The organism is Rhodopseudomonas julia (assembly GCF_030813515.1).
GTDB lineage: Bacteria > Pseudomonadota > Alphaproteobacteria > Rhizobiales > Afifellaceae > Afifella > Afifella julia.
Map to the genome: position 1 here is coordinate 604,429 of NZ_JAUSUK010000001.1, position 12,736 is coordinate 617,164.

At 63.2% G+C, this 12,736-nt stretch carries 10 protein-coding genes and 1 pseudogene; 2 read left to right on the forward strand and 9 right to left on the reverse strand.

Going from position 1 to position 12,736, the window contains the following annotated elements; translation table 11 throughout:
- Positions 1-77: 77 nt before the first annotated feature.
- From J2R99_RS02835 to J2R99_RS02860, 6 genes and pseudogenes are all read right to left on the reverse strand, one after another.
- A complete protein-coding gene (locus J2R99_RS02835) occupies positions 78-1,289 on the reverse strand; it encodes an MFS transporter (protein WP_307152977.1) in 1,212 nt (403 codons plus the stop codon).
- Positions 1,290-1,736: 447 nt separating this feature from the next.
- A complete protein-coding gene (locus J2R99_RS02840) occupies positions 1,737-2,132 on the reverse strand; it encodes a type II toxin-antitoxin system HicB family antitoxin (protein ID WP_307154121.1) in 396 nt (131 codons plus the stop codon).
- Positions 2,133-2,134: 2 nt separating this feature from the next.
- Positions 2,135-2,321, reverse strand: a pseudogene (locus J2R99_RS02845) (type II toxin-antitoxin system HicA family toxin).
- 43 nt (positions 2,322-2,364) lie between these two features.
- Entirely contained in the window at positions 2,365-3,018 is a 654-nt protein-coding gene (locus J2R99_RS02850; RefSeq protein WP_307152978.1) for a class I SAM-dependent methyltransferase, read from the reverse strand.
- A gap of 8 nt (positions 3,019-3,026) precedes the next feature.
- Positions 3,027-3,764, reverse strand: coding sequence for a spermidine synthase (locus J2R99_RS02855; protein WP_307152979.1), 738 nt, complete (start codon positions 3,762-3,764; stop codon positions 3,027-3,029).
- A gap of 121 nt (positions 3,765-3,885) precedes the next feature.
- Positions 3,886-5,688: an ABC transporter ATP-binding protein gene (locus J2R99_RS02860; protein WP_307154122.1), complete on the reverse strand. Its 1,803-nt coding sequence runs from the start codon at positions 5,686-5,688 to the stop codon at positions 3,886-3,888.
- 504 nt (positions 5,689-6,192) lie between these two features.
- On the opposite strand from J2R99_RS02860, the gene betC reads away from it, so the two are divergent.
- Both betC and J2R99_RS02870 read left to right on the forward strand, forming a co-directional pair.
- A complete protein-coding gene (gene betC, locus J2R99_RS02865; protein ID WP_307152980.1) occupies positions 6,193-7,707 on the forward strand; it encodes a choline-sulfatase in 1,515 nt (504 codons plus the stop codon).
- A 13-nt stretch (positions 7,708-7,720) separates the two neighbouring features.
- Positions 7,721-8,212, forward strand: a complete 492-nt coding sequence (locus tag J2R99_RS02870; protein ID WP_307152981.1) for a 2-thiouracil desulfurase family protein — start codon at positions 7,721-7,723, stop codon at positions 8,210-8,212.
- 63 nt (positions 8,213-8,275) lie between these two features.
- Here the strand turns inward: J2R99_RS02870 and J2R99_RS02875 are convergent, their stop codons facing one another.
- From J2R99_RS02875 to J2R99_RS02885, 3 genes are all read right to left on the reverse strand, one after another.
- A complete protein-coding gene (locus J2R99_RS02875; RefSeq protein ID WP_307152982.1) occupies positions 8,276-8,935 on the reverse strand; it encodes an isochorismatase family protein in 660 nt (219 codons plus the stop codon).
- 401 nt (positions 8,936-9,336) lie between these two features.
- Positions 9,337-10,119, reverse strand: a complete 783-nt coding sequence (locus J2R99_RS02880; RefSeq protein WP_307152983.1) for a hypothetical protein — start codon at positions 10,117-10,119, stop codon at positions 9,337-9,339.
- Positions 10,120-10,379: 260 nt separating this feature from the next.
- Positions 10,380-12,572: a methyl-accepting chemotaxis protein gene (locus tag J2R99_RS02885; RefSeq protein ID WP_307152984.1), complete on the reverse strand. Its 2,193-nt coding sequence runs from the start codon at positions 12,570-12,572 to the stop codon at positions 10,380-10,382.
- Positions 12,573-12,736: the final 164 nt, after the last annotated feature.

A 12,736-nucleotide genomic window follows, 5' to 3' on the forward strand; every position in this document is an offset into this window, starting at 1 on the left:
CCTCGAGCCGGCGTCTGCGGCACCTCTCGATCGTCTCTTTGAGAGCATTTCGTGCACTCTTTGAACGCCATCCCCGCTCATTCGCGGACCGCGGAGGCGTGTCGAGGTTGCGTGCCACCGCCTCTCAAAAGCAGAACGAGGGCGAGGCAGCACAAAATGGCGACGATCCCCGAAAAGGAGAGGCTCGCCGCTTTGAGCCCCCATGAGGCAGCAGCGAGCCCGACGCCGATGACGGGAAACGAGATCGCCACATAGGCGACGATGAAGAAGGTCGAGACGACGCTCGCCCGCTCATCGGCCGGGCTTGCATCCGCCACGGCCCCGAGCCCCGCGCGGAACGCGACGCCATGCCCGAAGCCGGCGATCAAAACGCCCGTGATGATGGCCGACAGCATCTCATTGCCGAGACCGAAGGCGATGGAGAGGACGCCAGCCAAGAGAATGCCGCAACCGATCGGCAGCCGTCTTCCGCTCGGCATATTGCTTTGCAGAAGCTGGCCGATGGTCGAGGCAATGAACAAGATGCCGGCAACGAAACCGATGACGAGATGGTTGTCGTAGCCGAGCTCTTCGCCCAGAAATGCCGGCGCGACCGCGGTGAAGAAACCGCAGACCATGAACCCCGCAAAGGCGGCGATGCCGGCCGGCACGAAGACGGCCCGCACCTCCCGCGGGAGGGCAAGACGCTGAAGCTTCAATCGCACCTTATCCGGCCGCTTGACGGTTTCGGGCGCGCGCCAGACGCAGACGAATGCGAGAAGCGCCAGTAGGAAATGCAGCACATAGGGCAAGACGAGCGGCGCCGGGAGATACTCGGCCAACGCGCCGGCAAACATCGGTCCAAGCCCCAGACCGCCCATATTGGCAGACGTCGCAAAGAACGTGCCCCAACGCTTGATGCGTTCTGGCGCCAGTTCGATGAGCGCCACGGTCGCGGTCCCAGTGAAAATGCCGGCAGAAATTCCCGACAGAACCCGGCCGAAAAGGATCATGCCGAGCCCGCCGGCATTCCAAAAGACGAGATCGCTCAATGCCGAGACGGCAAGGCCCGCAAAGAGCAGCGGCCGGCGGCCGAGCTGATCCGACCAGCGCCCGGTGATGATGAGGGCCGCCATGACGCCGACCGCATAGACGGCGAAAATTACCGTGATCGTCAGCTCGGAGAATCCGAAAAGACCGCGATAGAGGGGATAAAGCGGCGTCGGCATGGTGGTGCCCACCATGGTGACGGCGAAGGCGAAGACGGCGCCGAAATAGACCGCCAGGCTGCCATGGCCTCGTTGTGTCAAAAAATGCCCTTTCGATGATGCGGGAGACGCCGACGGGTGCAGCCGAAACGCCCTCCGCACCGCAACATACCGCGCGCCCGCGCCGCTTCGAGGCCCGCATCTGCCTTCTTTGGGCCCTGACACCCAAGCCGTTCTGCCGGGCATGTAGCGTTGTCGACCCAGCCCGCAGCAAGGCCGCATCAATTCTTGTCGAAGCGCCTGCCGCACGCTTCCTTCCTTCCGCCTTCTGCGAAGAGGTGTCCCCCGCAGAAGGCAGTGAGAGGCAGCACTGCTGCGCCATGAGAGACAATCCCCCATCCGGTGCCTTCGGCGTCCTTCTCCCCACAGGGGAGAAGAAAAAGCCGTGCCAAGGGCATCTGCGCGTCTATCGCTGCCGTTATGCGGACACCGGTACACAAAGCGCGCTCGCCTTTTCACGAGGAACAAGGAGAATTAGCGATGCGAGCCCTATCCCGCGGCCATGATCTTCTTAGCCGCCGCGGCGAGGAAACCGGAGCGCGTGAAACCGTGGGAAGCGGCGAAGGCGTCGATCTCAGCCAGGACATCCTCTGGCAGCGTGACGTTGACGCGCACCGCCTTCTTCGGTTCAGCCTTCAGCCCAACGAGAATGGCCACGCCATCACGATGCTCAGGAGCAGCCATCACCTCCTCAAGGCTGGAGGCGACAGGGAGCGGCTCGCCGTCTTCGAGAAGCCCGTCGACATGCAACGCCAGCGCTTCCTCGGCCATGTCACGCGCGTCGTCGAGGGAGGTGCCAGCCGTCGCCACACCCGGGAAATCCGGAAAGGAGACGCCGTAATCGCTCCCCTCTTCCTTGTGGATCAGGCCGATATATTGATGCATGGTCATTTCAGCTTCAGCCCAGACTGTTTTTCGATGCTTTTTAGCGTTCCGAGCGGGATGTCGCGCTTCGGATGCGGGAGTGTCACCCGGCCAGCCTTCTCAGGATGTTTCATCTGAATGGCTTCCACGGCGGGTAACTTCGTACCAGCCGTCCAGCTTCAGAAGTTTGAGGACAGTCCCGCTATCCATGGTGTGTATTTATACATCTAATTGATAGTTGTCGAGTTCTGCCTCACACGCCCTTCTGCATCAGCACGACGTCTTTCTCGACAATCTCGCAGGTGAGGCCGCGGCGGGTGGCGATCAGGTGGAAGGTGTCGGCGCGGTAGAAGACGACATGGGTCGGGTCGCGGCGATAGCGCCAATTCGCAAAGCGGGCATCGTCGGTTTGAAAAATGGTCATCACGCCGAGAAGACCGCCGGGCTTCAAGAGGTCTGCCAAACGATCGAACTCGGCCGCCGGATCGTGAAAATGCTCGGCCGTCTCTGTGCAGGTGACGACATCGTAGTGCTCTTCAAGCGGCGTCCGATCGGGCGCGAAAATCGGGTCGTAGACCGCCATATGATGCCCCGCCTCGGCAAAGATTTTCGCAAGCGCGGGGCCCGGACCGCAGCCGTAATCGAGGCCTTTCGCGCCGGGGGACAGGCGTTCCAGGAGCGGGCGGGTCAGCCTTGAGAGCCAGCGGCGGTATCCCGGATCGTCCGGGGCGTTCTCATGCGTCAGGTAATGCGCCCGCTCTTCGGCCGGCGATGGGCGCTGAGCGGCATCGAGATAGCGGGCGGCGCAGGTCGTACACCGCCAATAGTCTTTGCCCTCGACGGTGAGAAAAAGCTCGACATCCTCTCCCCGACAAACCGGACAGAGTTGACCGCTCCTACCCGCCATCGCCTTCCTCACGCACCGGCCGAAGAGCCGCCCTCTTTGCGCGCCAGATAGACGCTCTGCGTGAAGGGGCGATCCTGAAGGGGATTGTGGAAGGTGACCGGCTCCACCCAGGCGTCTTGGAAGACCGCCCTCAAGCGCTCGGTAAAGGTGTCATCCGGCAAGGCGTCCGACCAGAGCGCAAAAATGCCCCCGGGCTTCACATGGGCTGCAAGCGCGGCAAGACCTTCCGGACGGTAAAAGCTCGTGCTGCGCTCATCGAGCAGCGCTTCCGGCGAATGGTCGATGTCGAGGAGAATGGCATCGAAGCGGCGAGCCGCTCTCTCCGGGTCAAAGCCCATCGCACCCGCCGCTCCGGCAAAGAAATCGCCGTTGACGATCCGACAGCGCGGATCCGCTTCCATCGTCGCACCGAGCGGCAAGAGCCCCGTCCGGTGCCATTCGATGACGGGCTCCAGCAATTCCACGACCAGAAGCGAGGCAACCGCATCATGGCGCAGCACTTCGCAGGCGGTGTAACCGAGGCCGAGCCCGCCGACGAGAATGTCGAGATCATCGCCTGCCAGCGCCGCAATGCCGAGGCGGGCGAGCGCGATCTCGGAGGCGGTGAAAAGGCTCGACATGAGGAATTCCTCGCCGAGCTTGATTTCGAAGATGTCGACGCCGAGCTTCAACTCGCGCCGCCGGCGCAGGCTGATCGGGCCGATCGGGGTCGGGCGGTAGTCCAGTTCCGCGAAAAGAGCACTCATTGCCCCATCGAGCACAAACCGGCCGCCGAGGAAAGGCGTGGCGGCGCAACGGAGTGAAGCGACGGCGCCATGACAGGGCAACCAGCGGTGCGAGGAGGGCGGTGGCGCCCCCCCTCGCTGATTACATGACGAGACCCTTCGTCAGCTCCAGCGCCTGACGCTCGAAAAGGCGGCGATAGATGCCACCCTCGCGGCCGATGAGGGCGGCGTGGTCGCCCTCCTCCACGATCTTCCCCCGGTCGAAGACCAGGATTCGATCGAGCGCACGCACCGTCGACAAACGATGGGCGATGACGAGCGTCGTGCGCCCGAGCATCAAATGCTCCATCGCATCCTGGATCAGCACCTCGCTCTCGGAATCGAGCGCCGATGTCGCCTCGTCCAGAATCAGGATCGGTGCATCGACCAGGAAGGCGCGCGCCAGCGCCACCCGCTGGCGTTCGCCGCCCGACAGCTTGATGCCGCGCTCACCCACCATGGTGCGGTAGCCCTCCGGCAGCCGCGAGATGAACTCGTCGGCATGGGCGAGCCGCGCCGCCTGCTCGACCTCCGCCTGCGACGCGCCGGGGCGGCCATAGGCGATGTTGTCGGCCAGCGAGCGGTGAAACAGCACCGGCTCCTGCTGCACGATGGCGATTTTCCGGCGCAGCGAGGTCTGACTCACGGCGGCGATATCCTCGCCGTCGATCAGGATCTGCCCGCCCGTGACGTCGTAGAGCCGCTGGATCAGCTTGACGAAGGTCGTCTTGCCCGAGCCGGAATGCCCGACGAGGCCGACGCGTTCGCCTGCCGCAATCTTCACCGAGAAATCGCGGTAAAGCGGCGTCGTGTGATTGCCGTAGTGGAAATCGACATGGTCGAAGACGATTTCGCCCGCGGATATCTTCGCCTCGCCCGCGCCCGGCCGGTCGGCAATCGCGACCGGCACGCGGTTCAGAGCGACGAGCTCCTCGAGATCATTGACGGAGCGCTGCAGGTTGCGGATGTGCATGCCGATGTCACGCAGATGCCCCTGCACCACGAAGAACAGGGTGAGGACGAAGGCGACATCGCCAGCGCTCGCCGCACCCCGCTGCCAGAGGACAAGCGCGACGCCCAAGATACCCGCCTGAATGACGACCATCATCAGGCCCTGCGCGCCCGCACCGACCGTGCCGCGCAGCCAGGTGCGCCGGGTGCGGTGCTGCCATTTCGCCAGGATGCGCTTGAGGCCGGCCTCCTCGCGCTCCTCCGCACCAAACGCCTTGACGACAGCGTTGCAGCTCACCGCATCGGCGAGCGCGCCGCCGAGCCGCGTGTCCCAGGCATTGGCGAGCGTTGCCGCAGGCGCGACCCAGCCCACCGACAGGGTGACGGTGACGGCGAGATAGGCGAGCGCGCCCAGCCCGATGACGAGACCCATCACAGGCCAGAAGGTGCCGAGAAGCGCGGTCGCACCGACAAGCACCACGAAGGACGGCAGGAGCGCGACCAGAAGCGTGTCGTTCAAGAGATCGAGCGCCCACATGCCGCGCGTGATCTTGCGCACGGTGGAACCGGCGAAGGCGTTGGCATGCCAGTCGGTCGAAAAGCGCTGGATGCGATGGAAAGCATCCTCGGCCACCTCTCGGATCATCTTCAAGGTCAGCGTGATGATCTGGAAGAAGGCGAGCTGGCGGAGCCCGACCGAGGCGAGTCCGAGGGCCGTCACCGTGACAAACGCGACAATCGCCGAATGTCTGGCGTCCGGATCAGTCGCCCCGGCGGCGATCGCATCGACGATGCGGCCGGCGAAAAGCGGCGTGAAGACCTCCGCCAAGGTGGCGAGGATCACCATACCGGCAATCAGCGCGACACGCACCGGCTGCTCGCGCCAGCGTACGAAGGCGAAGCCCAGAACCGCGGAGAAGACGTCGCCACGAAGATTGAACTTTACGCGCCCGATACCGGCCAACCCCACCCGCCCGTTGGCAGCACGCCAAACGGGCCGCGTGCGGCCGGCATGCCGAAGCGGAACGAAATTGCGGAAATGAAGGGCACGAAGCCCGCGCTTCAAAGCGCCTGCGGTAGACATGGAAAGCTCTCTTGAAATCGGTAGGCCGATCGTCCCGCCGTGGCGGGACCAGCATTAACCCCGGGGCAATCGGCCCCTTCAGGCGTCCGTCAGACGGACGCGGTCCGTTACGAACGGACCGAGGTCATGCGGTGATAGAGAGCGAAGCTGGTCATAATGGCATGGCTTATGCCTCTCTTCCGACGATTTGACAAGCCTCAGATGATCTCTCGGACATTGCCGGCTCATAAGTATAGCGGCTCGGCCACGCGCGAAGCCTCACGCCCTTGCCTTGGCAGCTCTTGTGTTGCGGCCTTCGGCTGACGCAGTGTCTGTGCGGAGCCTGTCCCGCGCGACGCTCTCTCCCGACATGCCGACCCTTAAGGAATTGCCCGTATGAGCCGTCCCAACATCCTGATCTTCATGGTCGACCAGCTCAACGGGACACTGTTTCCAGACGGGCCGGCGGGCTTCCTGAAGGCGCCGGCACTGAGCAAGCTTGCCGAGCGATCGCTGCGTTTTCAAAACTGCTATACGGCGAGCCCGCTGTGCGCGCCGGCGCGCGCCTCCTTCATGAGCGGGCAATTGCCGCGGCGCACCGGCGTCTACGACAACGCAGCGGAATTCGTCTCTTCGATCCCGACCTACGCCCATCATCTGCGCCGGTCCGGCTACCAGACGGCACTCTCCGGAAAAATGCATTTCGTCGGGCCGGACCAACTTCACGGCTTCGAAGAGCGGCTGACGACCGACGTCTATCCTGCGGATTTCGGCTGGACGCCGGATTATCGCAAACCTGGCGAGCGCATCGACTGGTGGTATCACAATCTCGGCTCCGTCACCGGGGCGGGGGTGGCGGAGATCACCAATCAGCTCGAATATGACGACGAGGTCGCCTACCACGCGAACCGCAAGCTCTACGATCTGGCGCGCGGGCATGTCTCAAAGCCCTGGTGCCTGACCGTCTCCTTCACGCATCCGCATGACCCTTATGTGGCACGGCGGAAATACTGGGATCGGTATGCGGATTGCGAGGAGCTTTCGCCGAGGATCGGAGAGATCCCCTTCGGTGCGCAGGATGCGCATTCCAAGCGCCTTCTGGAGGCGTGCGACTACCTCAAGTTCGACATCAGCCACGAGGACATCCGTCGCTCGAGGCGCGCCTATTTCGCCAACGTCTCCTATCTCGACGACAAGATCGGCGAGATCCTCGACACGCTCGAGCGCTGCCGCATGGCGGAAAACACCATCATCCTCTTCCTCTCCGACCATGGCGATATGCTGGGCGAGCGTGGCCTGTGGTTCAAGATGAGCTTCTTCGAGGGTTCCGCGCGCGTGCCCTTGATGGTCGCGGCGCCCGGAATCACGCCGGGCCTCATCGAGACGCCGGTTTCCACACTCGACGTCGTGCCGACGCTCGCCGATCTTGCCGGCATCGATCTGTCGGAAATCATGCCCTGGACGGACGGGCGCAGCCTGTTGCCACTCACCTCGAGTGGCGCCCGGCACGGTCCGATTCTCATGGAATATGCGGCCGAGGGATCGATCGCACCGCTAATCGCCGTGCGCGAGGGCAAATGGAAGTTCGTGCATTGCGAGGTCGACCCGCCGCTTCTCTTCGATCTTGAGAGCGATCCCGACGAGATGACGAATCTCGCGGAAGATCCGGCCTGCCAGGACGAGATCGACCGCTTCATGGCGCTTGTGCGCGAGAAGTGGAATCTCAAGGCTTTTGATGCCGAGGTGCGCGAGAGTCAGGCGCGGCGTTGGGTGGTCTACGAGGCGCTTCGGAACGGCGCCTATTTTCCGTGGGATTATCAACCGCTCCAGCGGGCGTCGGAGCGCTATATGCGCAACCATATGGATTTGAACATTCTGGAAGACGCGCAGCGCTTTCCGCGCGGAGAGTAAGACCTTTAGCCCCATGCCATCGCGCATTCTCATCAGTGCCTGCCTTCTGGGCGAAGCCGTGCGTTATGACGGCGGGGCGCGGCCCCTTCGTCATCCGGCGCTTGCGAGATGGCACGCCGAAGGGCGTGTCGTCGCCGTCTGTCCGGAACTCATGGGCGGTTTCTCCGTGCCGCGAAGACCCTCTGAGATCGCAGACGGGTGCAGCGGCGAAGACGTTCTTGCCGGGCGCGGCCGGATCGTCGACATATCCGGAGCCGACGTGACGGACGGATTTCTCGCCGGAGCACGAGCCGCGCTTCAGATTGCGCGCACCCACGATTGCTCCTTCGCGCTCCTCATCGACGGCAGCCCGTCATGCGGCAGCAGCCTCATCTACGACGGCAGCTTCGGTGGCCACAAACATGCCGCCATGGGCGTGACGAGCGCATTGCTGCGGGCAAACGGCATCGAGGTTTTTGCCGATCACGAGATCGACGCGCTCGCTGCGCGTCTTGGCTCGTCGTAAGTCCCCAGGAAAGAGGCGCGTCTTGCGGCGATGCACCCATCACCGTCAAGACGCGCCATCCCTTCAGCAAACATCAAACGCCCAAGTAGAAGGCCGTTGCGTGCGACGTGTCTGCAGATGTTCGACCGCTTCCGTCGTATCGACGATGCGCGCGCAAGTCTGAGCCGCCTTCTTGAGGCCGGCCTCGTGTTCGGCCTCGGAGAAATCGGCGAGTGCGTCGGCAACCATGAACGGGCGGATGTCGCGCATGAAGGCGTCCATCGCCGTCGATAGACAGCCGATCGATGTATAAATGCCCGTGATGATCACATTGTCGCGGCCGAGCCGGCGGAGCATGACCTCGAAATCGTTGCCGTAGAAGGCGGAATAGCTGCGTTTCGTCACCGGGATCAGCGACAGGCCGTGAAGATCGAGCGCCGGGTCGAGGGCGGGCGCATTCGCCATCCGGCCCGCATTCTCCGCAGAGACGCCGTCGCTCGGTCCCCTGCCCCACATGTCCCGCATCAGACCGCGTTCGCAATCGAGCCGAGCGGGCGGCACCTGCGAGACGAAGATCGGCATCGCGCGCGCAGCGCAGAGCCTCGCGAGCCGCGAGATCTGATCGGCGAGATCGGTGCGCACCGTCTCGTCGAGAGACTCGCAGTAATGCGGCTGCATATCGTGGATTAAGAGCGCCGATCGCTCGGCACGGATCGTCCAATCGACCTTGTTGATCACATTCACGGGCCTTCCCCTTCGAAGGGCCGCCGTGACAGGGATTGGTGTCGCTTGAAATGACCTTTCCGCCCAGACACGGCGGCATGGTCACACAATGATTGCGCCCTGCCGCTTCCTAACGGAAGCGCCAGTAACCAAAAGTCTGTGGTCGGGCAGAGCGGATCATGGCATGGCCTCTGCCACAAGCGCCGTGAAAGTTCAATGCGGTCGATCGCACTTGCTGCGACGAGAGGCAAATCGGACACAGCATCGCCAACACCCGTGCGCCGGCCCACAATTTGGCGACCCACGATTTGGCTACAGGACGCGCGCGCACGGCAGGGGCTAAGGACGACGAGCCGGTCCGCTTCACGTCTTACATGCGCGGCCGCCCGAAGACGGCACGCGCTCTTGTCAGGCCTTCGCTCTCACCAGTTGCAGCGGGAGCTGTAGTCGGTGTCCTGCGTGTACGTGGTATCGGGATCTTCATCCGATCCCCAATCCACCGAAATATCGAAACTGCAGGAGCAGCTCGGCTGGCCGCTGCTTCCCCTCACCCAGGAAACGAATTTGTAGCGCCAGGAGGCATCTTCGTCCTTATCCTCTTTGCCCTGGTCGGTGTTGTCCCACCAGCGATAAAGCCCGTCCTTGCGTTCGATGAGAACGTCGGCTTCGTCGGACCAGCGATAATTGTCACCGCCGAACTTCGGATTGGTCGCTGTTCCACCGCCGATCGGATAGGCCGGAAAAAGGTGGGTCGCGTCGTTGTCGACATCGAACGTCACGCCGGTGACGAGTTCACCCGGAGCTCCTGTTGAATCGGTCGGGTTGATGTTCGGATTGTCCTCAGTCCCACCGTTTCCCGTGATGGTCATCGCCAGAAGCTGGCCGGAGGTGCATTCCGAAGCGGTGCCGGTCAATGTCGCCGTCACGCCGAAGCCCGTCTTCTGCTCGGGCTCATCGGCGCCCCAATCCTCGCTATTGACCCCGACCGGGCAGACATATTCGTAAGTGCTCGTGCAAACGGTCCGGGAGGTGCCGGAGCGTTTGGTGCATTCGTCGAAGTCATCGAAGTTGTTGGAACTGCAGATGATCTGCGTGTTGCCGGAGGTGCGGGCGACACTCATGCCGGTGCAGCCGCAGGCCGCCCTGGCTTCGCTTGCGGCAAATACCAGACCGCATGCAAACAATGCTATCGATGCTGTGCGCATAATGGCCTCCCCAATTGTGCACGGGGCAAGGCTACGCGAACGACAAACGATACACTACTAAAAGTTGTTATTTTCGCGCCCGGCTTCGAGGCAATTGTCTCTGGAACGCGACCCTCGTCCCGATCGGACGAGGTGCTCGTGGCTCGGAAAGCCCGGGCAAGACGGCCTGCCCGTCCCGGAGAGGAAAGACGGGCGAAAGGCGCGCGCGCGACGGAGATGGCGCTCCGGGAGAGCGCCGGGGATCGACAACGCCCGGCAGGTCATGCGGCCCGAACCGTGCTGAGGAAGCGATCCATGACCGCCTTCAGCGTCTCCGATTGCTGTCCGAGCGTCGTTGCAGCGCCTTCCACCTGACCAGCGACTGCCGTCGTATCGGCAGCCGCCTCGTTGATGCCTTCGATATTGTCGGCGACGGTCTTCGCGCCCATGGACGCCTGGGAGACACTGCCCGCGATCTCGCGGGTCGCCTCGCCCTGCTCGTCGACGGAAGTGGCGATGGCCGTTGCGATCTGGTTGATCTGCTCGATGACCTCGGTGATGCCGACGATCGCCGTGGCCGAATCGGAGGTGGAGTTCTGGATCTCCGAGATCTGTGCTGCAATCTCCGAGGTGGCCCGCGATGTCTGATCGGCGAGCTGCTTGACCTCGGCCGCCACGACAGCGAAGCCTTTGCCCTGCTCGCCGGCACGTGCCGCTTCGATGGTGGCGTTGAGCGCCAGAAGATTGGTCTGCTCGGCGATGTCCTTGATGAGATCGACCACCTGTCCGATACGGCTGGCGGAAGCCGACAGGTCGCGAACCTTGCCGGCCGTGCCATTCGCATCTCCGACGGCAGCGGCAGCGATCCGGGCCGATTCATCGACCTGACGTTTGATCTCGGCAATCGAAGAGGCAAGCTCTTCGGCGGCGGAGGCCACCGTCTGGACATTGGAGGACGCATCTGCAGACGCGCCAGCGGCCGTCTGCGACTGCCGCGCAACCTTTTCCGTCGCCGAGCTCATCGTAGCGGATGCGTCCTGCAACTGGCCGGTCGCCGCAACGACGCCGCGGACGACGCCACCCATAGCCTCTTCGAACTCATCGGCGAGTGCGTGCATGGTGCGACGGCGCTCTTCCTCCTGCTTGATGCGGTTCTGTTCATCTTCGGCGGCCTTCTGGCGCGCCTCTTCTTCAATGCGCACCCGGATCTGATCGACGGCACGAGAGATGTCGCCGATCTCGTCGCGGCGTTCAGCACCCGCGATTTCGGCAACCGCCTCGCCAGAGGCCAGACGCCGAAGGGCGCCCGTGAGCTGGGTTATCGGACGGGTGATGCCGGACGCCACGAGGGCCATGGCAACAAGCGCGGCGAGAACCACAGCAAGGCCGACGAGCACCTGAGATGCAAGATCGTCGCGACCACGTTCTGCCAGCGAATTGGCGAGTTTGTCGGCCTCGGCCAAAACGACCTGACGCGGCACGGTAATCACGACGGACCAGACCTGGTCCGTACGTCCGAGCGCCACAGGCGCGAAAACCTTGAGGGTGTCGCTCGCATCGTCGGTTTTCACCGTAGCGCGCCCGTTTTTCAGGATATCCATGTCATCGGCGGCATTGGCGGCGATTGTCTCGTATGAGCCGCCGATGGCTTGCGGATCGTCACTCGCCGCCACGACGAGACCGGATCCGGAGACGATCGCGACGGCACCCTTGCCCTCATAGGTGTCGGCGTTCACCTGCTCTGCCAATTCCTGCAGGAAGGCGAGATCGAAATCGGCGCCTGCCACGCCCGCGAATTTGCCGTCGACCATGATCGGGACCGACATTGTGGCGAGATAAACCGACTTGCCCTGAACGATGTAGGGAAGCGGCGCAAGAATGCTCTCCTCCCCAGTCCTCTGGGGCCCGAGGAACCAGCCGCCCTTCATGACGCCGTTCGGGTGCAGGGCCTCACTGTCGTATTCGACCAGTGGCTGAATCGCGATATTGCCATCGGCATCGCGCGTCCAATAGGGCAGGACGCGGCCGGTGGCGTCAGATCCGACGTCCTTGCGATCGCCATACATATCGTCGCTGCCGTCGAGTGCATTCGGCAGCCAGGCGCTATAGGTGCCGTTGAAACGCGGATTGTCCTTCAACACGCTCAGAAGCACTGCATTCAGCTGATCACGCCGCTGATAGATCGGGGTTCCGGTCCCCATGCTGTTCGCCATCACCTCGAAGGTGCGGGCCATATTGCGGGCGGCATCGAAGGCCGTGTCGACTTCTGCGCGGATCGTTCCGGCCTGGGCATTCGCCAGCCGCTGCAGCGACTCCTTGCTCGTCCGGTCGAGGAGCTCATCCACGTTTTCATTGACATAGCGCGACGTGTCGCGGGCGGCGTAAATCCCGAAGCCCAGAAGCACGGCCGTCAAAACGATGACGCATGCGGCCGACAACGCGGTGATCCTGAACTTGACGGAATGGATGTTCACGAAAGGCTCTCCTGCCTGAGGTCTGGGCCATCGGCTAGGGCGAGAGGCTCGCGTGGAGCTTGCATCCATTCTAATCGACGAGCTTCAACACAGGCAGGACAGACCACAAGGTCTGGCCTTCCGCGCTTTTCCCGCTGTTTCTGACGAAGTGTCGCGGGTGCAAA